The sequence below is a fragment of the Methylorubrum salsuginis genome (assembly GCF_900114375.1).
Lineage (GTDB): Bacteria > Pseudomonadota > Alphaproteobacteria > Rhizobiales > Beijerinckiaceae > Methylobacterium > Methylobacterium salsuginis.
In genome coordinates this window covers 173,886-196,742 of the sequence record NZ_FOSV01000005.1, presented here as the reverse complement: position 1 = coordinate 196,742, position 22,857 = coordinate 173,886, and the positions used below count along the sequence as shown (strand labels likewise).

At 70.8% G+C, this 22,857-nt stretch carries 23 protein-coding genes and 1 tRNA gene; 4 read left to right on the top strand and 20 right to left on the bottom strand.

Features of this window, described 5'->3' with window-relative positions; translation table 11 throughout:
* Positions 1-17 precede the first annotated feature (17 nt).
* Positions 18-191 (top strand): metallothionein, encoded by a 174-nt coding sequence (locus BM140_RS08980; protein WP_091944323.1) that lies wholly within the window; start codon positions 18-20, stop codon positions 189-191.
* A gap of 9 nt (positions 192-200) precedes the next feature.
* Here the strand turns inward: BM140_RS08980 and BM140_RS08975 are convergent, their stop codons facing one another.
* The 19 genes from BM140_RS08975 to ribH form a co-directional block, all read right to left on the bottom strand.
* On the bottom strand, positions 201-1,085 hold the full coding sequence (locus BM140_RS08975) for an SMP-30/gluconolactonase/LRE family protein (RefSeq protein ID WP_091944320.1): 885 nt from the start codon (positions 1,083-1,085) through the stop codon (positions 201-203).
* 57 nt (positions 1,086-1,142) lie between these two features.
* Positions 1,143-2,045 (bottom strand): NAD(P)/FAD-dependent oxidoreductase, encoded by a 903-nt coding sequence (locus BM140_RS08970; RefSeq protein WP_091944317.1) that lies wholly within the window; start codon positions 2,043-2,045, stop codon positions 1,143-1,145.
* 166 nt (positions 2,046-2,211) lie between these two features.
* On the bottom strand, positions 2,212-2,547 hold the full coding sequence (gene grxD / locus BM140_RS08965) for a Grx4 family monothiol glutaredoxin (protein WP_091944314.1): 336 nt from the start codon (positions 2,545-2,547) through the stop codon (positions 2,212-2,214).
* Between the two features lie 100 nt (positions 2,548-2,647).
* On the bottom strand, positions 2,648-2,884 hold the full coding sequence (locus BM140_RS08960) for a BolA family protein (protein ID WP_091944311.1): 237 nt from the start codon (positions 2,882-2,884) through the stop codon (positions 2,648-2,650).
* 19 nt (positions 2,885-2,903) lie between these two features.
* Positions 2,904-5,132, bottom strand: a complete 2,229-nt coding sequence (purL, locus tag BM140_RS08955; RefSeq protein WP_091944308.1) for a phosphoribosylformylglycinamidine synthase subunit PurL — start codon at positions 5,130-5,132, stop codon at positions 2,904-2,906.
* 180 nt (positions 5,133-5,312) lie between these two features.
* Positions 5,313-6,479, bottom strand: coding sequence for a hydrolase (locus tag BM140_RS08950; protein ID WP_091944306.1), 1,167 nt, complete (start codon positions 6,477-6,479; stop codon positions 5,313-5,315).
* 135 nt (positions 6,480-6,614) lie between these two features.
* On the bottom strand, positions 6,615-8,771 hold the full coding sequence (gene recD2, locus BM140_RS08945) for an SF1B family DNA helicase RecD2 (protein ID WP_091944303.1): 2,157 nt from the start codon (positions 8,769-8,771) through the stop codon (positions 6,615-6,617).
* A 130-nt stretch (positions 8,772-8,901) separates the two neighbouring features.
* Positions 8,902-9,585, bottom strand: a complete 684-nt coding sequence (locus BM140_RS08940; protein WP_091944300.1) for a trna delta -isopentenylpyrophosphate transferase — start codon at positions 9,583-9,585, stop codon at positions 8,902-8,904.
* A 161-nt stretch (positions 9,586-9,746) separates the two neighbouring features.
* A complete protein-coding gene (gene recQ, locus BM140_RS08935) occupies positions 9,747-11,606 on the bottom strand; it encodes a DNA helicase RecQ (RefSeq protein WP_091944296.1) in 1,860 nt (619 codons plus the stop codon).
* Between the two features lie 121 nt (positions 11,607-11,727).
* Positions 11,728-12,885, bottom strand: a complete 1,158-nt coding sequence (gene recF / locus BM140_RS08930; RefSeq protein WP_091944290.1) for a DNA replication/repair protein RecF — start codon at positions 12,883-12,885, stop codon at positions 11,728-11,730.
* A gap of 76 nt (positions 12,886-12,961) precedes the next feature.
* Positions 12,962-13,162: a hypothetical protein gene (locus tag BM140_RS08925; RefSeq protein ID WP_091944287.1), complete on the bottom strand. Its 201-nt coding sequence runs from the start codon at positions 13,160-13,162 to the stop codon at positions 12,962-12,964.
* 63 nt (positions 13,163-13,225) lie between these two features.
* Positions 13,226-14,347 (bottom strand): DNA polymerase III subunit beta, encoded by a 1,122-nt coding sequence (dnaN, locus tag BM140_RS08920; protein ID WP_091944504.1) that lies wholly within the window; start codon positions 14,345-14,347, stop codon positions 13,226-13,228.
* Between the two features lie 476 nt (positions 14,348-14,823).
* Positions 14,824-15,015, bottom strand: a complete 192-nt coding sequence (locus BM140_RS08915; protein ID WP_091944501.1) for a hypothetical protein — start codon at positions 15,013-15,015, stop codon at positions 14,824-14,826.
* A 196-nt stretch (positions 15,016-15,211) separates the two neighbouring features.
* A tRNA-Phe gene (locus BM140_RS08910) sits at positions 15,212-15,287 on the bottom strand.
* A 114-nt stretch (positions 15,288-15,401) separates the two neighbouring features.
* Positions 15,402-15,620: a DNA gyrase inhibitor YacG gene (locus tag BM140_RS08905; RefSeq protein ID WP_091944285.1), complete on the bottom strand. Its 219-nt coding sequence runs from the start codon at positions 15,618-15,620 to the stop codon at positions 15,402-15,404.
* On the bottom strand, positions 15,602-16,270 hold the full coding sequence (locus BM140_RS08900) for a Maf-like protein (RefSeq protein ID WP_091944282.1): 669 nt from the start codon (positions 16,268-16,270) through the stop codon (positions 15,602-15,604). The genes BM140_RS08905 and BM140_RS08900 overlap by 19 nt, the downstream gene beginning before the upstream one ends.
* Positions 16,271-16,792: 522 nt before the next feature.
* A complete protein-coding gene (gene thiL / locus BM140_RS08895) occupies positions 16,793-17,770 on the bottom strand; it encodes a thiamine-phosphate kinase (RefSeq protein WP_091944279.1) in 978 nt (325 codons plus the stop codon).
* 6 nt (positions 17,771-17,776) lie between these two features.
* On the bottom strand, positions 17,777-18,322 hold the full coding sequence (gene nusB / locus BM140_RS08890) for a transcription antitermination factor NusB (RefSeq protein ID WP_091944276.1): 546 nt from the start codon (positions 18,320-18,322) through the stop codon (positions 17,777-17,779).
* Positions 18,319-18,828, bottom strand: a complete 510-nt coding sequence (gene ribH / locus BM140_RS08885) for a 6,7-dimethyl-8-ribityllumazine synthase (RefSeq protein WP_091944274.1) — start codon at positions 18,826-18,828, stop codon at positions 18,319-18,321. The genes nusB and ribH overlap by 4 nt, the downstream gene beginning before the upstream one ends.
* Before the next feature lie 153 nt (positions 18,829-18,981).
* Here ribH and BM140_RS08880 point away from each other — a divergent pair, with 153 nt between their 5' ends.
* The 3 genes from BM140_RS08880 (at position 18,982) to BM140_RS08870 (ending at position 21,639) form a co-directional block, all read left to right on the top strand.
* Positions 18,982-19,275 (top strand): hypothetical protein, encoded by a 294-nt coding sequence (locus BM140_RS08880; protein WP_131803774.1) that lies wholly within the window; start codon positions 18,982-18,984, stop codon positions 19,273-19,275.
* Positions 19,276-19,681: 406 nt separating this feature from the next.
* Entirely contained in the window at positions 19,682-21,202 is a 1,521-nt protein-coding gene (locus BM140_RS08875) for a UbiA family prenyltransferase (RefSeq protein WP_091944268.1), read from the top strand.
* A complete protein-coding gene (locus BM140_RS08870; protein WP_091944265.1) occupies positions 21,202-21,639 on the top strand; it encodes a GtrA family protein in 438 nt (145 codons plus the stop codon). Before BM140_RS08875 ends, BM140_RS08870 begins: the two co-directional genes overlap by 1 nt.
* On the opposite strand, the gene BM140_RS08865 is transcribed toward BM140_RS08870, so the two are convergent.
* Entirely contained in the window at positions 21,627-22,856 is a 1,230-nt protein-coding gene (locus BM140_RS08865) for a hypothetical protein (protein WP_091944262.1), read from the bottom strand. The two genes, BM140_RS08870 and BM140_RS08865, sit on opposite strands and share 13 nt — an antisense overlap.
* Position 22,857: the final 1 nt, after the last annotated feature.

Genomic DNA, 22,857 nt, shown 5'->3' with positions numbered 1-22,857 from the left:
CTTCTCAAGGTGCCGATATGACCAGCGTGAACGTCGAGATGGTGAAGTGCGCCTGCCCGGACTGCGTGTGCGTGGTCTCGCTGGAGAGCGCGGTGAAGCGCGAAGAGAAGGCGTTCTGCTGCGACGCCTGCGCCGACGGCCATCCCGAGAAGGACGGCTGCGACCACGCCGGCTGCACCTGCCACGGCTGATCCCTTCTTTCAGGGTAGCGGCAGCTCGTAGAGCCGCGCCGGAAGCCCCTTGAACGGGGTCTCCACCCGGAACAGGTGACCGGCCATCGGATCGATGGCCGGATCGCGCCCGCGCAGGCAGGTCGTGACGTAGAGCGTCGTGAGATCCGGGCCGCCGAAGGCGCATTTCGTCACCAGCGCCGTCGGGATCGGCACGACGCGCTCGACCGTGCCGTCCGGGCGGAAGCGGGTGATGCGGGACGCGCCGTAATGGCAGATCCAGAGATGGCCCTCGGCGTCGAGCGTCAGGCCGTCGGGCTTGCCCCAACCGTCCTCGAAGCGGATCAGCGGCTCCGGCGGGCCGATCTCCTCACCTCTCAAGGTGTGGGTCCGAACGATGCCCTCTGCGGTGTCGATGGTATAGAGGCGCCGCCCATCCGGACTCGCGACCGGACCGTTCGTCACCGCGGCCCGCCCGCCGAAGGTGACGAGGTCTCGTCCGTCATAGCGGTGATAGCTGCCGGTCTCGGCCTCTTCCGCATCGTCCATGCTGCCGAAATAGAGGTGTCCGTCGGGGCCGACATTGCCGCTGTTGAGCCGGTTGCCGGGCGGAAAGTCGTCGGGCCGGACGATGGGCCGGCGGGTTCCGTCGGCGAGGCTCAAGGCGGCCACGCCCGAGCGGAAGCCGGCCACGACCCTGTGAGGGTCCGGCGTCGGCAGGGCGAAGCTGAGATTCTCGTCGAGGGGAAGCCGCTCGGTCTCGCCGCTCTCGGTCCAGTGGCGCCAGATCGCCGGGTTCTCGATGTCGACCCACATCAGCGAGGCGTCGCGGGCATCCCACAGAACCTCCTCCCCGAGGGTGCAGCCGCAGGCGACGGCGACGCGGACGGGTTCGGGATGGGTGGTCGGAATCATCGGGGCTCCACAAGGTTTGTGCGGTCAACGCCCCATCGCCGCATTGGTCACGGCGCCTCAGCGGGTCCGTTCGGCGATCATCTCGGTGTTGATGGCGAACGCCGCCATCGCGCCCTCCGCGGCGGCGACCACCGCGAACTGGACGCGGCGCGACGCGTCGCCCGCCACGAACAGGCCCGGCACGTTGGTGCGCTCGTATTCGCGGGTCGGCACGACGCCGCGGGTCTCGTCGAGGTCGCAGCCGAGCTCGGTGATGAGCGGCGAGGGGCTGCAGGCGAAGGGCATCACGAACAGGGCGGCGCAGGGGATGTCGGTGCCGTCGCGGAAATGCAGGCGGTGCGGGCGCACGCCGTCGCCGTCGAGCCGCTCCACCGCCGCCTCGATGACGCGGACACGGTTGCGCGCGAGACGGTCGCGATCCTTGTCCGACAGATCGCCGTCGCCGCCATCGGTGCAGAGGGTGACGTCGCGGCTCCACCCTGAGAGTTCGAGGGCGAGGCCGCAGCCGCCATGGCCCCGCCCGTAGATGGCGAGCGGACGGTCGCGCACCTCGTAGCCGTCGCAATAGGGGCAGGAATGGACGCCCGTGCCCCAATAGGTGTCGAAGCCGGCGACCGGCGGCAGGTCCTGGCGCAGGCCGGTGGCCAGGATCATCCGGCAGGCTCGCTCGCGGCGCCCGTCGGCGAGGCGAACGGCAAAGCCGTCCCCCTCGCGGGACGCGCCGGTCACTTCGATGTCGCGAATCTCGACGGTGTCGTAGCGGGCGAGGTCAGCCCGTCCTTTCGCGCGCAGCTCGGCGGGTGGGGTGCCGTCGCGGGTGAACAGGCCCCAAGTCGCCGGGGTGTTGGCGTTGCGGGGATTGCCGGAATCACAGAGCAACACGCGCCGCCGGGCGCGACCGAGGATCAGGGCGGCGTTGAGCCCGGCCGGGCCGCCGCCCACGATGATCACGTCGTACATGAAGCCTCCCGGGTCGACCCGGGAGACAAGCGTTCGGAGCGCGAAGAGTTCAGCAGCGAGAACCGCCCCGGATCCTGGGGCCGGGACGGTGCTCTCGGCTTTCGTGCCGCATCGTCCGTTTCCGAAAGCCGGAAACCACCGTTCGGGACGACGCGGCGTGCGCGGCTCAGGCGGCCGACTTCACCGGCACGCCCTTCTCGGACAGGAACTGCTGCAATTCGCCCGACTGGAACATCTCGCGGGCGATGTCGCAGCCGCCGACGAACTCGCCCTTCACGTAGATCTGCGGGATGGTCGGCCAGTTGGAGAAGGCTTTGATGCCCTCGCGCACGCCCATGTCGTCGAGCACGTTCACGCCCTTGAACGGCACGCCGAGGTAGTTGAGGATCTGCACGACCTGGCCCGAGAAGCCGCACATCGGGAATTGCGGCGTGCCCTTCATGAACACGACCACGTCCTGCGACGCGATCTCGTTCTGGATCGTGGTGTTGATGTCGGTCATCGCGCGGTCCTCGTCGGCGTTTCGTTCGGGTCTCTAGGCGTGAAGTCAGGGCTGTCCGGAGAATTTCAAGGCGGCGCCGCAGACGGCGCGCGCAACCCTCTCAATCCTGGGGGACGCCCGTGGTCAGCGCAAGGGCGTGGAGCACGCCGCCCATGCGCCCCTGGAGCGCGCCGTAGACCATCTGGTGCTGGGCGACGCGGGTCTTGCCCTTGAAGGCGGCGGAGATGACGGTGGCGGCATAGTGGTCGCCGTCGCCGGCGAGATCCTTGATCTCCACCTTCGCGTCGGGCAGCGCCTCGCGGATCATCGACTCGATCTCGTGGGCATCCATCGGCATGGGGTGTCTCCCGTTCTCATCAGGCGGCAGGCGCCGCCGGCTGGCTCGCCATGTAGGCCGGGAACCAGCCCTCGTGAGCGGCCTTCAACTCGTCCACGGACACCGTCTCCTCGCCCGGCAGAACGAGGTTCCGGCCGCCGACGATGCCGACGGTCGCGGCGTCGATCCCCTGCGCCGAAGCGCTGTAGAGCAGATCGGCGGCGGCCTCAGCCGGCAGCGCGATCAGGTAGCGGCCCTGGTCCTCGCCGAACAGGTAGGCATGGGCCGGCAGCACACCGTCCGGCACGGCGGGCAACGTCGCGCCGATCCCGCCGGCCATCGCCATTTCGGCGAGCGCCACGGCGAGGCCGCCGTCGGAGAGATCGTGGACGGTGTCGGCGATGCCCGACAGGATCAGGCTGCGCACGAAGTCGCCGGCCTTGCGCTCGACGGCGAGATCGACGGGCGGGGGCGCGCCCTCTTCGCGGCCGAGAACTTCCGAGAGGTAGAGCGACTGGCCGAGCCAGCCTTGCGTGCGCCCGATCAGCACCAGCACGTCGCCCTCGCGCTTGAGCGAGAGGGTCGCGTGACGCTCGACGTCGTCGAGGACGCCGACGCCGCCGATGGTCGGGGTCGGCAGGATGCCCACGCCGTTGGTCTCGTTGTAGAGCGAGACGTTGCCGGACACGACGGGGAAGTCGAGGGCCTGGCAGGCCTCGCCGATGCCCTTGAGGCAGCCGACGAGCTGGCCCATCACCTCGGGCTTCTCCGGGTTGCCGAAGTTGAGGTTGTCGGTGATCGCCAGCGGGCGCCCGCCGACCGCGGTGATGTTGCGCCACGCCTCGGCCACGGCCTGCTTGCCGCCCTCGACCGGATCGGCCTCGCAGTAGCGCGGCGTCACGTCGGTGGAGATGGCGAGGCCCTTCGGACCGTCCTCGATCCGCACGATCGCCGCGTCGCCGCCGGGCTTCTGCACGGTGTTGCCGAGGATGAAGTGGTCGTACTGCTCGTAGACCCAGCGCTTGGAGGCGAGTTCCGGCGAGCCGATCAGGGCTTTAAGGGCCGCGGCGTTCGGAACCGGAGCGCTCACGTCGGCGGCGGCGATCACCGGCTGGTGGGTGTTGGCGATGTGGGGCCGGTCGTAGAGCGGGGCCTCGTCGCCGAGTTCCTTGATCGGCAGGTCGGCGACCGTCTCGCCGTGGTGCTTGATGACGAAGCGCAGCGTGTCGGTGGTGTGGCCGATGACCGCGAAATCGAGGCCCCACTTCACGAAGATGGCTTCGGCTTCGGCCTCCATGCCGGGCTTGAGCACCATGAGCATGCGCTCCTGGCTCTCGGAGAGCATCATCTCGTAGGGGCTCATGCCCTCTTCGCGGGTCGGCACCTTCTCGAGATGCAGCTCGACGCCGAGATCGCCCTTGGCGCCCATCTCGACCGCCGAGCAGGTCAGCCCCGCCGCGCCCATGTCCTGGATCGCGATGACGGCGCCGGACGCCATCAGCTCCAGGCAGGCTTCCAGCAGCAGCTTCTCCGCGAAGGGATCGCCGACCTGCACGGTCGGGCGCTTCGCCTCGCTGGCATCGTCGAACTCGGCCGAGGCCATGGTGGCGCCGTGGATGCCGTCGCGGCCGGTCTTGGAGCCGAGATAGACGATCGGGTTTCCGACGCCGGTGGCGGCCGCGTAGAAGATGGCGTCGGTGCGGGCCAGCCCCACCGCCATGGCGTTGACGAGGATGTTGCCGTCGTAGCGCCGATGGAAGCCGACGAGACCGCCGACGGTCGGCACGCCGAACGAGTTGCCGTAGCCGCCCACGCCCGCGACGACGCCCGAGACGAGATGGCGGGTGCGGGGATGATCCGGCGAGCCGAAGCGCAGGGCGTTCAGGGCCGCGATGGGCCGCGCCCCCATGGTGAAGACATCGCGCAGGATGCCGCCGACGCCGGTCGCCGCGCCCTGATACGGCTCGATGAAGCTCGGGTGGTTGTGGCTCTCCATCTTGAAGACGCAAGCCAGCCCGTCGCCGATATCGATGACGCCCGCGTTCTCGCCGGGGCCCTGGATCACCCACGGCGCCGAGGTCGGCAGGCCGCGCAGGTGCTTGCGCGAGGACTTGTAGGAGCAGTGCTCGTTCCACATCGCCGAGACGATGCCGAGTTCGGTCAGCGTCGGCTCGCGGCCGACCAGGGCACGGAAGCGTTCGTACTCGTCCGGCGTCAGACCGTGCTGGCGCACGAGCTCGGGAGTGATCGGAACGTCGTTGCGAAACATCCGCAGACCTTGCCTAAAACCTTCGCCGCGCGTGAGCCCGAAACGGCCCCACTCGATCCGCAGCCTACCCCAAGTGAGGGCTGGCGCGACGCGGGTTTCGCTCTAAAGCGGAACGGGAACGGCTGCAAACACCGAACCGCGTCGCAACAGGATCGCGCGCGACCCGGTCCGCGCTTTTCCTCACATTTCCTGGACGAGCGGGGGCGGCGCGGCGAGGCGGGCGACCGCTGCGTGGACCGGCTCCGGCCCGGCCACGAAAGCCGCGTAGTCAAAGGCGCCGGGCGCCCGGCTCGACATCAGCAGCTGGAAATGCATCCGGAACAGGTTCCAGCGCCGCCGGGCGACGATCTTCGGCTCGATCAGGTCCTCGATCGACACCCGCAGGATGGCGATCCGCCCCGGCGGCGGCGCGGTGAGACCCGAGGCGCTGAGCGGATCGCGCAGGTGGATCGACAGCCAATCCCACTTGGCGCGGATGTCGAGCCAGCCGATTCCGCTCGCGGCGCCGATCCGGGCCAGCGCGGCGCGCGTCTTCTCGGCCCGGGCATCGAGGGTGATCCAGGGAATCACGCTGCCGAGGGTGACGAGCGTCACCGGCGTGCCGCGGCTCCCGAAGCCGGGATCGAGCGCCAGGACGCGGTCGAGGGCCTCCAGGGCGAGAAAGCTCGACGAGGAATGGCCGATCACCACGATCTCGGACGCCCGGCCCTCGGCGGCGCGGATGCGCTCGGCCCAGGGATCGAGGCGCTGGCGCATCGCGGTCTCGCGGCCGGAGGCGTGGTCATGGGTGAAGGCGGTGTCGTCGACGAGATGGGCGACGTAGAGCGGCCTGCCCCGCGTCACGCGCATGAGCCCGCCGAGGATCGCGTAGGCGAGGAGCGGAACGAGGAGAAGGGTGGCAAGTCCTGGCAGGGGTGCGACCGACGCCACGGCGCCGGCCAGGGCGAGGCTCAGCACGACGATGGCGAGGTAGAGCAGGTGGACGCCGAGGATGACGCGGTGGAAGCGCCGCGCCTCACTTCGAAACGCCTTGAGATAGCCGCTGCGCCACAGCCGCCACCACAGGACCGGCGCCTCGGCGAGCCGGCGCAGGTTCGAGCGGGGGAAGCGGGCGCGCACGATGTCGTCCCAGCGCAGCAGGCTGTAGCGCACCGGAATCGTCGCGCCGTCGATCGCGCCGGTCACGTCCCAATCGAGGCTGATTCCGTCGGCAGAGCGCACCGGCTCGCTCACCGCGATCCGGATGCCGCGACGCTCGGACGTGATGCGGCTCTCCCGGCGGAACAGGCCCCAATAGGTCTCGGGTTCGCGCGGGTCGAAGCCCGGCAGGTAGAAGACCTGCCGCACCGGCTCGGAAGGGTCGGAGCGGGAAATGGCGGGCGGCCCTTCTTCTTCCGAATTGCGGCCAGCGGCCTGTCTACTTGGCCTACACGATGACGAGCGGACGGCGCGAGGGCAAAACGGCAACGCCAGCCGCCCGCGTCAGCCCGCCTCCAGCCACTCCCTGAGCTTGGTCCATCGGCGGCGGACGCTGCCCGCCTGCACCGCCATGCGGATCGCCCTCGGCTGGCCGACCAGCACGACGAGGCGGCGCCCGCGGGTGAGTCCGGTGTAGAGCAGGTTGCGCGCCAGCATGGTGCGGGCTTGCGTCACTAGCGGGATCACCACCGCCGGATATTCCGAGCCCTGCGCCTTGTGGATCGTGGTGGCGAAGGCCGGCACCAGGGTGTCGAGCTCGGCGAAGGGATAGACCACGAGCCGCCCGTCGAAATCGACGCTCAGGGCTTCTTCGGCCAGGTCGAGCGCCGCGACCGTGCCGAGATCGCCGTTGAACACGTCGCGGTCGTAGTCGTTGCGGGTCTCCATCACCCGGTCGCCGGGGGCGAAGCGCCAGCCGAAGCGCTCGACCAGGGCCGGCGGGTCGGGGTTCAGCACCGCCTGTAGCCGGTGGTTGAGGTTGCGGCTCCCCATCGTGCCGCGGATCATCGGCGTCAGCACCTGGATGTCGCGGGCCGGATCGAGGCCGAAGCGGCGTGGGATGCGGCGGGCGACCAGCTCCACCAGCGTGTCGAGGCCGGCTTCCGGCTCGTCGATCGTCACGATGTGGAAGTCGCTGTCCGCGCCGCGGGCCGGCGCCTCGGGCAGGCGGCCGGTATTGACCCGGTGGGCGTTCGTGACGATCCGGCTCTCGGCGGCCTGCCGAAAGATCTCCGTGAGGCGGGCCACCGGCACGCGGCCGGAGGCGATCACGTCGGCGAGCACCTGCCCCGGACCGACCGAGGGGAGCTGATCGACGTCGCCGACGAGGATCAGGGCGGCGCGTTCCGGCACCGCCTTGAGCAGGGCGTGCATCAAGGGCACATCGACCATGGAGGTCTCGTCGATGACGACGAGGTCGGCATCGAGGGGGTTGGCCTCGTAGCGCTGGAAGCCGCCGTGGCGGGGGTCGATCTCCAAGAGGCGGTGGATCGTGCGCGCCTCCAGCCCGGTCTGCTCGGCCATGCGCTTGGCGGCCCGTCCCGTGGGGGCGGCGAGCAGCACCCGCACGCCCTTGGCGGTGAGGATGCGCAGGATCGCGTCGAGCGTGCTGGTCTTGCCGACGCCCGGCCCGCCGGTCAGCACGCAGAGTTTTTTGGAGAGGGCGAGGCCCACGGCCTCGGCCTGGGAGGCTGAGAGCGCCTTGCCGGTCTTGGCCTCGACCCAGGGGCGAGCCAGGGCCAGATCGATGGAGGGCCAGGGCGGAGAACCGGCGGCGCGGTCGAGCAACCGGGCGGCCATCGCCCGCTCGGCCCCGTGCAGACCCTTCAGGAACAGACACGGCTCGCCGGCGAGCGTGTCGGCCACGACCTCGCGTCCCTCGCGCAACGCCAAAGCGGCGGCGCAGCGCACGAGGTCGGGGCCGACATCGAGCAGTTCGGCGGCCGAGCGCACCAGCGCCTCGACGGGCAACCCGCAATGGCCCTCGTCCATCGCCTTCTGGAGCGCGTAGCTGATCCCGGCGGCGAGCCTTTGCGGCGCCTCGCGGGCGAGGCCGAGGCGGATCGCGATGGCGTCCGCCGTGCGAAAGCCGATGCCGCTTATGTCGCGGGCGAGCCGGTACGGGTCCTCGGCCATGACCTTCAGCGCGTCATGGCCGTAGGTGCGAAAGATGCGGGTCGCCCGTGCGGTGCCGACGCCGTGGGCGTGCAGGAAGATCATGATCTCCCGCACCGCCTTCTGCTCGGCCCAGCCCTTCACGATGCGGGCCGCGCGGGTCTTGCCGATGCCCTCGACCTCGGTGAGGCGGGAGGGCTCGGCCTCGATGATCTCGAACACCGCCTCGCCGAAGGCCGCGACGATGCGCTTGGCCATCATCGGGCCGATGCCGCGCATCTGGCCCGAAGCGAGGTAGCGCTCGATGCCCTCGATGCCGGTCGGCGGCGTGACCTGCAGCGTCTCGGCGCGGAACTGGAGCCCGTGCTCGCGGTCGGTCGTCCAGCGGCCGGACGCCGTCATCCACTCGCCCGCGGCGATGGCAGGCGCGTGGCCCACCACCGGCACGAGATCGCGCTTGCCGCGGGCATGGACCTTGAGCACGCAGAAGCCGGTCTCGGCGCTGTGGAAGGTCACCCGCTCGACCGAACCCGCCAGCACATCCATCGGTGACCCAATTCAGGTTTCGAAAGGACGAGTCCTTTCGCGGGTCCAGGGCGGAGCCCCGGTTTTGGAGGGAAACCGGGGCTCTGCCCCGGTGCCCCGCCAAAGGACACGTCCTTTGGGAACCCCGGACTTACGCGGCGCGTCCGCGGGCCGGCTTCTTGGCCGGCGGCCAGCCGAGCGCGCGGAGGCGGGCCTTGGCGTAGTCGCGCACCTCCTCGCGGGTGCCGTGCGGCATGGCGTTGAGGATGTTTTGGGTGCGCTCGTCGAGCATCAGGTCGGTGACGGCGTTGATCGTCTCCGCCTCGTCGATCAGGCGCTTCAGGTCGGCCTCCTGCTCGGTCACCTCGTCGAAGGCGGGCGGGGCGTCGTAATCCTCGTCCACCGCACGGATCGGCACGCCGTGGTTCTGGCGGAACTCGTCGGCCTCCTCCTCGGAATAGACGAGGCCGTGCAGCTCGATCAGCTTGAGGATGACCCGATCCTTCGCCCGCTTCTCGGCCATGGCGTAGACATAGGCCGCCTGCCGCCCCGAGACGCGGTAGTTCACGTTCACCAGCGCCTCGCCGATCGACCACTCGATCCGCTCCTCGCCCGCCTTCTCGCCGGGCATCCGGCCGGTGACCAGAATCACCGCCTCGTCGCGCTCCGAGCGGATCAGCGTCGGCGGGTCGAAGCGGATGCGGGTGTGGGCGGCGATGCGCTCCAACGTCTTGTGGTAGATCACGGCGGTGCCTTGCACGCGCCAGACATTGCCCGCGAAGGGCTCGCCGTAGCGCACGAGGATGTCGGCGATCTGCTTGTCGGCGGTTCTCATGGCGATGTCCCTGAGGCCCGTGAGGGGGGTAGGCTGCAGCGGCGCTTGTTCGTGTTTTGTTCTGTTGACGATTTATATGTGGATAAGTGTGGACGACGCAATGCGCCCGCCTGCGGCGGCCGGTCGCTGGGGGCTGTGGATAAACCTGTTGAGAGGCCGCCTCAGCCCGGCGCGCTGCGACCGCTCGCGGCATCGCTCAGGAACTCGCGGATCGCGTCGGTGAAGCGCTCGCCATAGGCCTCGCGCTTGCGCTCGCCGACGCCGTGGATCGAGCGGAGCGCCCAGAGATCGACGGGCTTGCCGCGGGCCATCTCGATCAGCGTACGGTCGGGAAACACCATGAACGCGGCGATGCCCTCCGCGCGGGCGATGGTGGCGCGCAGGCCCCGCAGGTGCTGGAACAGGGCCTCGTCGGCCTCGTTCAGCCCGTCCGCGGCGTCCTCGCTGCGGGTGGTGCGGCGGCTGCGCGGCTCGGCCTTCTTCGGCTCCGGGTCGGGGCGCACCTGCACGGTCTCGCGGCCGAACAGGATCGCCTCGCCCTTCTCGGTCATGACGAGGCCGCCATAGCCGTCGGTGTTCTCGGCGACCGCGCCTGCGGCAAAGAGCTGGCGCAGCAGCGCGCGCCACGCCGCCACCGGCTTGTCGGCACCGACCCCGAAGGTCTTGAGCGCCGTGTGGCCGTTGCGGCGGATCGGCTCGCTCTCCTTGCCGTGGACCACGTCGCAGACATAGGCCGCGCCGAAGCGCTGACCGGTGCGCACGATCGCCGACAGGAGTTTTTGGGCCGAGACGGTGCCGTCGATGAGCGAGACGCCGCCGCGGCAGAGATCGCACCGGCCGCACGGTTCGCTCGCCTCGCCGAAATAGCCGAGCAGCGACTGGCGGCGGCAGACCGCGCCCTCGCACAGAGCGATCATCGCCTCGAGCTTGCGCCGCTCGACCCGGCGGCGCTCGTCGGGGATCTCCTTCTCGTCGATCTGGCGGCGGCGGAGCGCCATGTCGTCGAGGCCGTAGAGGGTGAGCGTGTCGGAGGGCAGGCCGTCGCGGCCGGCGCGGCCGATCTCCTGATAATAACCCTCGATGTTGGTCGGCATGTCGGCGTGGCAGACGTAGCGCACGTCGGGCTTGTTGATGCCCATGCCGAAGGCGATGGTGGCGGTCATCACCACCCCGTCCTCCTGCAGGAACGTGTCCTGGTTGCGCGCCCGCGTGCCCTGGTCGAGGCCGGCATGGTAGGGCAGGGCGTTGAAGCCGTCGGCCTTCAGCGTATCGGCCAGCTGCTCCACGCGCTTTCGCGACGAACAGTAGATGATCCCGCTCTCCGAGCGCCGGTTCTTCAGGAACCGCTCCAGCTGCCGCGTCGGGTTGTCCTTCGGCTGAAACGTCAGGCGGATGTTCGGCCGGTCGAACGAGTGGACGAAGGTTTTCGGGGGCCGCCCCGCCGGAAACAGCCGCTCGGCGATCTCGGCGCGGGTCGCCGCGTCGGCGGTCGCGGTGAGCGCCAGCGTCTGCACGTTGCCCAGTGCCTCGCGGGCGCGGGCGATCTCGCGGTATTCGGGGCGGAAATCGTGGCCCCATTGCGAGACGCAGTGGGCTTCGTCCACCGCCAGCCGTCGCACGCCCGCGCTTTGGAGCGCGTCCATGCAGCCGTCCATCAGGAGGCGCTCGGGCGAGACAAAGAGAAGACGCAACTCGCGCGAGCGGATCTTTCGCCACGTCTCCCGCGAAGTCGTCTCGGCCACGGTCGAGTTGAGCGTCGCGGCCTCGATACCAAAAGCGTGCATCTGCTGCACCTGATCGTGCATCAGCGCGATGAGCGGCGAGACCACCACGGTCAGCCCGTCATCGACGAGCGCCGGCAGCTGGTAGGTCATCGACTTGCCCGATCCCGTCGGCATCACGGCGAACACGTCCTGCCCATCGAGCACGGCGCCGATCACCTCGTCCTGCCCGGGCCGAAAATCGTCGTAGCCGAAGGTCTTTTGGAGCGCGGCACGGGCCTCGGCGAGGCGAGCGGACATGGGGTCTCGGAGGGTTTTGGGACTGGGAAGAGCGCCGGCCCATCACGGCAGGGCGGCAGGCAGCCTTATCGCAGATGACCGGTGATCGCGCGAGCCGATGCGCCGCAGGCCCCAGCCGCCGTCAGCCCTCTCCCAAAAGAATCCGCCCGTCGGCGACCCGCACGAGGTCGGCCCGGCCCTCCAGCTCGCCGAACAGCGCCGGGTCGGCGCCCGTCATCCAGACCTGGCTCTCCAGCGCCTCCAGCGCATCGAACAGCCCGCCGCGGCGGCGCGGATCGAGATGGGCGGCCACCTCGTCGAGGAGGATGAGCGGCGAGAGCCCGCTCATGGCGCGCACGAGGCGGGCATGGGCCAGGACGAGGCCGATTAGCAGCGCCTTCTGCTCGCCGGTGGAGGCGGTGGCCGCGGGCACGTCCTTGGGGCCGTGGCGGACGACGAGGTCGGTGGTCTGAGGGCCGATCAGGGTGCGGCCCGCCGCGCGGTCGCGGTGGCGGCCCTGCATCAGGGCGCGGCGGAACCGATCCTCGGCCTCCAGCGCCGGCCAGACCGCCACGAGGTCGTCGAGGTCGCCCTCCAGCCGCACCGAGGCCCAGGGGAACGGCGCGGCATCGTCCCGCGTCTCGGCGATGAGCCGGTCGAGGCGCTCGGCGGTCTCGCGGCGGGCGAGGGCCACGGCCACGCCGAGTTCGGCGACCTCGCGCTCCACCGCGTCGAGCCAGCGCCCGTCGTCCGGGCGCTCGTCGAGCAGGCGGTTGCGCGAGCGCAGCGCCCGCTCCATCGCCGAGACGCGGGCGCCGTGGCTGGCATCGACCGCGAGCACCAGCCGGTCGAGGAAGCGGCGCCGGTCGCCCGCGGGCCCGCGAAACAGCCCGTCGAGATCGGGGGTGAGCCAGACCACCCGCAGGAATTCCGAGAAGGCGACGGGCGAGGGCGCCGCCGCCCCGTCGATGCGGCAGACCCGGCTGCCGCGGGCCTCGTAGACCGGCGGCTCGTAGCCGGTGCCGAGCCGGTGCTCGGCCTCGCCGCTGTCGAGCGTGGCCGAGACCGCGAAGCCGCCGGGGCCGGTGGTGCGGGCCATGGTGGCGAGGTCGGCCCGGCGCAGGCCCCGGCCGGGGCAGAACAGCGAGACCGCCTCCAACACGTTGGTCTTGCCCGCCCCGTTCTCGCCGACGAGCGCCACGAAGCGACGCGCGGTCGAGAGGTCGAGATCGACATGGTTGCGGAAGTCGCGGGCGATCAGACGGGTGAGGCGCGTCGCCGGAGGTGGGGCTTCATTCATACGGCAGGGGGCCGGACCGATCCCAGGCGGAGTGGAGGACGCGATCGATCAGGACATCGGCACGACGACGACCGGCTCACGGCGCCTTCATCTGCATGGCATCGTAACGCGCGGCAAGCACATCGAGCACATCGTCGACCGGCCGGTGATCGCCCGACGCGACGCCTTCGGCCCAGATCGCGCGCAGCGCGGCAAGCGCGTCGGTCGAAGGATCGCGCTCGGCCGCGCCGAGATCGTCGAAGGCCGCGTGTTCCATGAGGACGACGGGCTCGGACATGGGCTCCCTCTGCCCCGGCAATCTAGCGGTTCAGCCGGCCGAGCGCGAGGGAGGCGCGAGGCCTCACACCCGCATCGGCATCAGCACGTAGAGGGCGGGCGCGCCCTCGCGGTCCTGGATCAGGGTCGGCGAACCCGGATCGGCGAGCTTGAACAGGGCGGTGTCGCCCTGAAGCTGGGCGGTGATGTCGAGGAGGTAGCGGGCGTTGAAGCCGATATCGAGGGCCGACGCCTCGTAGTCGGCGTCGAGCTCCTCGGTCGCCGAGCCGGCATCCGGGTTGGTCACCGAGAGGGCGAGACGCCCCTCCATCACCGACAGCTTCACGGCGCGCCCGCGCTCGGACGAGATGGTCGAGACACGGTCGACCGCGCGGGCGAAGGCGTCGCGCTCCACCGTCAGGCGCTTGTCGTTGCCGGTGGGGATGACGCGCTGGTAGTCCGGGAAGGTGCCGTCGATCAGCTTCGAGATCAGCGTCACGCCGCCCGCGAAGGTGAGGCGGATCTTAGCCGGCGAGATTTCGACTTCGACGCTCTCGCCGCCGTCGTCCACGAGCTTGATGATCTCGGCGACCGCCTTGCGCGGCACGATGATGCCCGGCATGCCCCGGCTGCCCTCGGGCGCCGTCGTCTCGACGCGGGCCAGACGATGCCCGTCGGTGGCGACCGCGCGGAGCTTGGCCTCGCCCTCGACCTCCACGGTGTGGAGATAGATGCCGTTGAGGTAGTAGCGCGTCTCCTCGGTCGAGATCGCGAACTGGGTCTTCTCGATCAGCAGCTTCAGCTCGGCAGCCGGAATCGAGAAGGAATGCGGCAGCTCGCCCGCGGCGAGATCGGGAAAATCGCCCTCGGGCAGGGCGCCGAGCGCGAAGCGCGAGCGGCCGGACCGGATCGTCATCTGCCCGGTCTCGCCGGAGGTCTCGAGCGAGACCTGCGCGCCGTCGGGCAGCTTGCGGACGATGTCGTAGATGACGTGGGCCGGCACCGTGGTGGCGCCCGCGTCCAGCACGTCCGCCGGCACGGTCTCGGTCACCTCGATGTCGAGGTCGGTCGCCTTGAGCTGCAGGCCGTTCTCGGCGGTGCGCAACAGGACGTTGGAGAGGATCGGGATGGTGTTGCGCCGCTCCACCACCCGGTGCACGTGGCCGAGCGATTTGAGGAGGGCCGCGCGCTCGACAGTGACTCTCATCGACAAACCCGTGATCTCTCGCAACGAAGCCCGCCCGCCGGAGACCCGGCCCGAGGGCCCGAGCGGGGAGGGGCTGCACAGCTTGGCGAAGCCCCCCCGCGAAGGCAAGGGCGGGACGCGGGCTGTCCCGCCTCCTGGGACGCCCGTCCCGACCCGGACGACCCCTTTTGGCACGGAACGCCCCGCGACGTCCGGCGGGGCACAGGCCGCCGACGGGCCGGGGCCGCGCGCGCCGCCGTCATGGGCGTTTCGTGCGGCGATCCCGGATTCCGCACGAAACGCTCGGTCCCCGTGCCGCATCGGTGTTTTCCGAGAACCGGCTCCGGAAACCCGGCTCAGCGGCGGCGGGCTCGGCCGCGGGCCCGCCTGCCTAGAGCATCGTCCTGGATATCGGATCCCGGACGATGCTCTATATTCTTGTGTCGCATCGTCTTTTTCCGAAAGCCGGACACCACCTTTCGGGACGATGCTCTAGGTCAGGCGTCGTCGCCTGCGGCGTCGCCGTCGAGGATCGTCTCCAGATCGCCGGTCAGCGCGTCGAGCTGTTCGGAACTCGCCCGGATCTTGAACGTCGTGCCGTCTTCGGCCTCCACGGCGATCTCGATGTGATCGTCCACCCGTGCGGCGAGCGCTTGCTTGAGCGTATAGGTCGTCACGTCCTTGGCCATGCTCATCCCCGGAGGCTGTCCTATGCCAGTTCGGCGGGGTGGGAAGCGGCGGCGCGGCACCATGTTCCGAGAGGGTCGCCGACGAGGCAACCGGCCGCGGCACGCAGCTCCTCGCCAGTCCGAGCGAGCGCCCAGGCGCAGCGTCTATAGATTTTCGAAGGTCAGAGATGGCCGATCGACTGATCCGGCGAAGCTATGGTGCCCAGGGACGGAGTCGAACCGCCGACACTGCGATTTTCAGTCGCATGCTCTACCAACTGAGCTACCTGGGCATCGGCCGCTGCGCTGTGCGCTGGCGACGAGCGGGGGTATAAGGAAGGCCTCCGGTCCTGTCCAGCCTCGTTTTGCAGGTCGGAAGCGGGTTTTTTGACGAACGTGCGACGGCCTCAGCGGGAGCGGTCGTCGTCGCCGTCCGGCATCGGGGGCAGGGTGTTCTCGTCCGGCGGGCCGGGGATGGCGTAGCGCTCGCCGAGCCAGCGGCCGAGATCGATATCGGCGCAGCGCGGCGAGCAGAACGGCTTGGTCTCGGGGTTCGCCGGGCGGCCGCAGATCGGGCAAGCCGGCGGGGTCTCGGGGCGGGCCGCGCTCACGACGCCGCGCCCCAGGCTCCGCGCACGGGAAAGCCTTCGCCTTCGAGCAGACTCATGGTCTCATTGAGCGGCAGGCCGACGACGGCGCTGTAGGAGCCGACGAGCTTCACCACGAAGGCCCCTGCGAGCCCCTGGATGGCGTAGCCGCCGGCCTTGCCGCGCCACTCGCCGGAGGACAGGTAACCCTCGATCTCCCGGTTGGAGAGGCGCTTGAAGCGCACCCGCGTCTCGACCATGCGCTCGCGCAGCCGATCCTTGGCCGAGAGCACGCAGACGCCGGTATAGACCCGGTGCGCCCGGCCCGAGAGCAGGCGCAGGCAATCGGCGGCCTCGTCGAGGGTCTCGGCCTTCGGCAGAACCCGCCGGCCGACCGCCACCACCGTATCGGCGGAGACCAGATAGGCGCTTTGCAGGTCTTCGCGCCGCCGCGCGGCCGCCTGGGCCGCCTCGAGCTTCTCGCGGGCGAGGCGCCGGGCGAGTTCGCGGGGGGATTCGGACTTGCGCGGCGTCTCGTCGATGTCGGCGGGCAGCAGCCCGTCCGGCTCGATCCCGACCTGCTGGAGCAGGGCGAGGCGCCGGGGCGAGGCAGAGGCCAGCACGAGGCGCGGACGGGCCGGGGCGCCGGAGATCGGCGGCAGGCCCTCGGGGGTCGGATGGTCGGTCATCGCCGTGGCCTGATTGTCTCTCGCAAAGCGCCCGCCACGCCGCGCCGGACGAGGCAACCGACGGCGAACGGACATTTCGTCAGGCCTCTTACGCGCAAGCCCGCCGGCACCGCAACGCGAGCGCAGCGTCGAGACGGTGAAGAGGTCAGAGTGCCGGACCTGCCGCGCCCGGGCAGCATCGCTCGCCGCGGCGCATCGCGATCACGTCCGGTCCTCCGACTTCATCGAGGCGCGCCCCCATAACCGGCGCAAGTTCCGGATGCTCAGAGTCGCCGACGCGTTCACGCGCGTGCGGCGGGCGATCCGCGGCGCGCGAACTCAAGGCGGCAGACGTCATCGCCATGCCGCCCCATCGGTTCATCCTGCGCGACGTGACCGTTGGTCCTCAATCGGACAACGATCCGGGATTGATCGCCCAGTCGGCACGGACCCGGATCTCCGGCGCCGGAGAGGATCGTGGGTTGCCGTCACCACGGTCGGCACCGAGGCGGCCGCGCCGGGCGGCCTGTCGACCGCGGAAGCTTAGAAGTGGCTGAACGAGCCCGCCGCGAATGCCATCGCCGTGCCGGCGACGTCGAGCACGCGCGGGGGCGCCGCGCCCGCCTCTACGATGCCGACCTCGGCCGCCGGCACGCCGACGCGGGCGGCCTCGGCGAGGAAGGCCGGCAGCGCCTCGGGCGGCACCGCACAAAGGATCTCGTAATCGTCGCCCCCGGTCAGCGCCGTGGCGAGGCGGGCCGGATCGCGGGCGATAGCCGCCCGCGCGGCCGGGGACAGCGGCACCCGTGCCGCCTCGATCCGCGCGGTCAGCCCGGTGCCGGAGAGCATCTTGGTCAGGTCGCCGACGAGGCCGTCCGAGATATCCATGGCGGCGCGGGCATGGGCCCGCAGCACCGGTGCCAGGGCCAGCCGCGGGCGAGGATGGAGATAGCGGTCGCGCAGGGCCTCCCGATGCGCCGGATCGAGCGCTTCGTCCGGCGCGAGCCGCAGGGCGAGGCCCAGAGCCGCGTCGCCGATGGTGCCGCTGACGCAGAGCCGGTCGCCGGCCCGCGCCGCCTGCCGCCGCACGATGGTGCCGGCCGGCAGTTCGCCGAACGCCGTGACGCCGATCAGCGCCGGTCCGCCCGAGCGGACGGTGTCGCCGCCCAGAAGCGGGCAGCCGTGTTCGAGGGAGGACGCGCCCAGGCCCTCGGCGAAGGCGGAAAGCCAAGCTTCCGTCCAGTCGTCGGGAAGCGCGAGCGTCAACAGGAAGCCGCGGGGCACGGCGCCCTTGGCGGCGAGGTCCGAGAGATTGACGCCGAGCGCCTTGACCGCGATCGAGCCCGGCGGATCGTCGGGGAAGTAGTGGACGCCCGCCACCACCGCGTCCGCCGTCAGCACGAGGTCGTGGCCGGGGGAGGGGGTGAGGCTGGCGGCGTCGTCGCGCAGACCCTCGGCGCCGGGGCCGCTGAGCGGGGCGAAGTAGCGCGCGATCAGGGCTTCTTCGCCGGCGCGCGCCACGGATCGTCAGGCCTTCTTCGGCGCGGCCGGGATGCCGAACTCGGTCGAGCGGGCCTCGCGGCCGATCCGGTCGAGCACGGCGTTGACCATGCCCGGCTCGTCGCCGGCATAGAAGCTGTGGGCGACGTCGACATATTCGGAGATCGCCGCACGGGCCGGCACGTCGCGGCGGAACAGCAGCTCGTAGGCGCCCGCGCGCAGGATCGCGCGCAGGACGACCTCGAGGCGGCGCAGCGGCCAGCCCTTGGAGAGGGCCGCGTCGAGCTTCGGATCGATGGCGCGCTGCTCCTCGACCGCCCCGCGCAGCACGTCGCGGAAGAAGGCGGTCTCGGCCGGGGGATGGACGACGCCGTCGACCTCCTGGCCGATCCAGAAGGCCTCGAATTCGGCCAGGGCCTCGATCACGCCCTTGTCCGAGATCTCCATCTCGTAGAGCGCCTGCACCACAGCGAGGCGCGCGCCCTTGCGCAGGCTCAAGGGAGCGGGCTTCGGCCTGGAGCTGCCTTCAGCCGTGGTTTCGGGCGCGGCCGGGGTCTCGGCGGGCTGGCTCATCGGGTGGTTTCCAGGTTGGCGGCGCGCTTGATCGCGACGAGGCTCAAGGCCGCCTCCGCCGCGCCGCCGCCCTTGTTCATCTCGGAGACCCGGGCGCGCACCAGCGCCTGCTCCATGGTCTCGACGGTGAGGATGCCGTTGCCGAGCGGCAGCCGCTCGGCGACGGACAGGTCCATCAGCGCGCGGGCGCTCTCGCCCGCGACGATGTCGTAATGGCCGGTTTCGCCGCGGATGACGCAGCCGAGCGCCACCGCCGCGTCGTAGGGTTCGCCCCGGCGCTCGCCGGCCTTGAGCAGGATCGCCAGCGCGGCCGGGATTTCGAGGGCGCCCGGCACGGTGAAGACATGCGCCTCGGCGCCGACCGCCTCGATGGCGGCGCGGGCCCCCGACAGGAGTTCGTCGGCGATGTCCTCGTAGTAGCGCGCCTCGATCACCAGCACGCGGGTACCGGCGAGGCTTTCGAGGATGGTTTTCGGCGCGGCCGCGTCGCGGTTCTGGGCTACCATGGCGTCGGACGGGTCCGGGGATGGTGTGGGCGGGGGAAGGGGCGGAGGGTTAGCCCAGAAGCCTTCCGCTCCACAAGCGGCGCGGCGAGCCGTGCGGCGATGCGCGGGACGCTGCGCTATAGCGGGTGTCGGGCAACGAGGAGCATGAGCGGCATGAGCGAGGGGATCGAGGCGGTGCTGGCCACGCTCGAAGCGGAGCTGAGCGCGACGCAGCAGCTCGTGAAGATGCTGCTGGTGCAGCACTCGCTCGAACGCTCCCGCGCGGAGCCGACCCGTGCCATCGACGAACTGGGGCGCGACTTCTCCCGGATCCTGGGAGAGTTGGCCCGGGGCACGAGCAACGCCGCCGAGCGGGAGCACTTCGCCCTGGTGACGGAGGCGCTGGAGGCTCAGCTCGACAGCGCGCGGCAGCTGGCGCGCTCCTTCGCGGTGCGGGACTCCGAATAAGACCGATCGGCGACGATCCCGGCCCATCGCCGATTGCCTCCGAGACGGCGGGGCGGCGGGCGTCCGCCGGATGCACGCAACAGGAGCGTCGGTCCGGTTCCGTGCCGCTTGGGTTCAGGGGGCCTTACGGTCAGGGTGAGGCACGCTCCTCCCCTTATGCGGAAGGGACCGGCGTCTTCCGTCTCCGATCGCGCGGCCTTGCGACCTGTCGCGGTTGACCCGAGACGAACCGGTAAAATTCGACGGAAATCCGCTCGTATCGCGCAAGCACGACCGACGGAAACCGTGTATCCGCGCTGCCCATCCCCGCCGATTTAACCGCCGTGAAGTCGCGCCCGCCGGAACATCGATCCGAGACGAGGCGGCGGTCGACAGGCCGAGCCGCCGCAGAGGACAGGCGGGCAGCATGGCCATCGCGAGCGTTCGACGGGCGGAGACGCCCGCCTCCCCCCCGACCCCGACCGCCGGCCCGAAGCCGGTGCCGCTGGTGATCGATCTCGACGGCACGCTGCTGCGCACCGACCTGCTGCTCGAGGGCGCGGTGTCGCTGCTGCGGCGGAACCTCCTGATGGTCCTCGCGATGCTGCTGTGGCTGCCGCGCGGAAAGGCGTATTTCAAGCGCAAGGTCGCCGAGCGGGCGGTGCTCGACATCGCGACGATGCCGGCCAACGCCGCGCTCCTGGCCCATATCGAGGCCGAGCGGGCGGCGGGCCGCGAGATCGTGCTCGCCACCGCCGCCGACGAATTGATGGCGCTCAAGGTGATGCAGGCCTTCCCGGTCTTCGACCGGGTGGTGGCCAGCGACGGGGTGAGGAACCTCAAGGGCGAGGCGAAGGCGGCCCAACTCGCGAGCCTCTATCCGCAGGGCTTCGACTATGCCGGCAATTCGGCGGCCGACCTGCCGGTCTGGGCGCGGGCGCGCAGCCTCATCGTCGTCGAGGCGCCGGGCGGCGTCGCACGGGCGGCACGGGCTCTGGGCAAGCCGGTTCGGGAATTTCCCGCCGCGTCGCGGCTTCGCGCCCTGACGAAGGGTCTGCGGCTGCACCAATGGGCCAAGAACGGCCTCGTCTTCCTGCCGCTGGTGCTGGGCGGTCGGGCCGGCGATCCGGCGGCCTGGGGGCTGGCGCTCGCCGCCTTCCTGGCGCTCGGCCTCGTCGCCTCGGCGAGCTATCTCCTGAACGACCTGCTCGATCTGCCGCACGACCGCGCCCACTGGTCGAAGCGCGAGCGCCCGCTGGCGAGCGGACGGCTGCCGCTCTCGGCCGGGATCGCCGCCACGATCCTGGGCCTCGCGGGCGGGCTCGCCGTGGCCTTCGCGGCGGGCCCGGCGGTGCTCGTCGGCGTGCTCGCCTATCTGGCGCTGACGCTGACCTATTCCGCCTGGCTCAAGCGGGTGCCGATGCTCGATGCGCTGACGCTCGGCGGCCTGTTCACCCTGCGCATCGCCGTGGGCGTCGCGGCGGTGGGGGTGGCGTGGTCGCCCTGGCTTTTGACCTTCTCGATGTTCCTGTTCACCTCGCTCTCCTTCGCCAAGCGGCAGACCGAACTGCGCGGCGCGGCCAAGCGCGGGCGCTCGGGCAAGCTGTCGGGGCGGGGCTATCAGAGCGCCGACGAGCCGGTGGTGCTGGCCTTCGGCATCGCGGCGGGGCTCGCCAGCGTCGTCATATTCATCCTCTATCTCGCCAACGAGGCGTTCCGCCACGCGGCTCTGGCGGCGCCGCTGGCCCTGTGGGCCTTCCCGATGGTGCTGGTGCTGTTCATGGGCCGGGTCTGGCTGCTCGCGGGCCGCGACGAACTGCACGACGATCCGGTCGCCTTCGCGGTCAAGGACCGGCCGAGCCTCGCGCTCGCCGGGATCGCCGGCCTGGCCTTCGGCATCGCCGCCTTCGGCCTGCCGCAGGGGCTCGTCGCCGGATGGGGGCTGTGATGGCGCGCGCGACGAACCGCGGGACCGACGGCGAGGTCGTCCGCTTCCTGATCGCGGGGGGCTCGGCGGCGGCGATCAACTGGCTGGCCCGCATCCTCCTCTCGCTGGCCTTCCCGTTCGAGGCGGCGCTGATCCTCGCCTACGCCATCGGCATGGCGGCGGGCTTCTGGCTCTACCGCCGCTTCGTGTTCCGCGGCGCGCAAGCCGGCTCGGTGCGCGGCCAGTTGCCGGTGTTCCTGGCGGTGAACATGGTCGGCATGGGTGTGGTGCTCGCCGTCAGCGCCGGTCTCGTCGCCGTGCTCGGGGCGATGGTGCCGGGCCTGCCGCGGGCCGCGGCGGAGGCGCTCGGCCACGGCGTCGGCATCGGGGTCGGCGCCGTCGCCAACTATTTCGGCCACCGCCTGCTGACGTTCGGAGGGACGCCTCAGACCTTGTAGACCGCCAGCACGGCGAGCACCGCGAGGTTGGCCGCCACGCCCCAGGTGACGAGGAGCGGCAGCGCCGCGAAGGCCGGGGGGCGGGAGCCGCGCGCCATCAGCACGATCAGGATCGGCAGCCAGTCGAGGGTGTAGCGCTGGGTCGCGATCTGCTCGGCGCCGTTCGAGTGATAGAACAGGGTGATGCCGGCGATGAGCGCGATCACCGCGGCGCCCGCCGCGAACACCCGGTCGAGCCGCGCGTAGAAGGCCAGGAGCACCCAGGGGCTCGCCACCAGCAGCGCGGTGCCGGCCTTGTCGAAGCCGGCGAGCGTCGTGAGCCCCGGGCCGCCGAACTCGAAATGCAGTCCCTGCAGGAACAGGTAGAGGGTGTTGAACAGGAGGTAGTCCCGCGAGAACAGGCCGGTCTCGCGGATGCGGTGCCAGATGAAGCTCGTCTGGTCCGGGTTATGGATGAAACCGTAACCGGTCTCGGTCGGGCTGCCGAAGCGGGCGGCGTTGTAGGCGAAGTAGACCGCGAGCGCCGCCGCCACCGGGATGCCGGCCAGCAGCACCGGCTTCACCATCGTCCGGAGACTCTCCGACAGCGGGCGCTCCCGCGGGAGGCAGAGAACCAGCAGGAACAGCGGATAGAAGATCGCCATCTGCCGGCACAGGAAGGCGAGGCCGACGAACAGGCCCGCCAGCGGCAGGGATTGCCGGCAGATCGCGGCCCACAGGCTCAGGCTGACCATCAGGAAGCCGACGGTCTGCGCGTAGAACCACACGCCGTCGGCCCGCAGCGTCACCTGATAGAGCGGGCTGGCAAAGGCCAGGGCCGCGAGAAGCCAGAGCGCGTCGGCGCGCGCGACGCCCAGCGTCCGCAGAATCGACCGCCAGGCGAGAAGGCTCAAGCCGCCGAGCGCGAGGCCGAGGAAGACGAAGCCCTTGAAGCCGGGAAATCCGAAGAGCGCGATGAACGGCATCGCCACCACAGCGGGCAGGGGCGGGAAGATGACGTAGGTGCGGCCCTGAAAGAGCGCGCAGTCGATTTCCGGGCAGCGCTCGATCCAGAGCCGCCCGTGCAGGAAGGCGTCGGCCAGCGCCCCGTGCGAGTTGAGCCCGGCATCCTTCAGCCCGCCGCGCAGCACGAGCAGGGCGAGAAGGGCCGCCCCCGCCAGCGCCGTCACCCCGGCCAGCACCCGGTCGCGCCGGGCCTCGAATCCGTCACCCGTCATC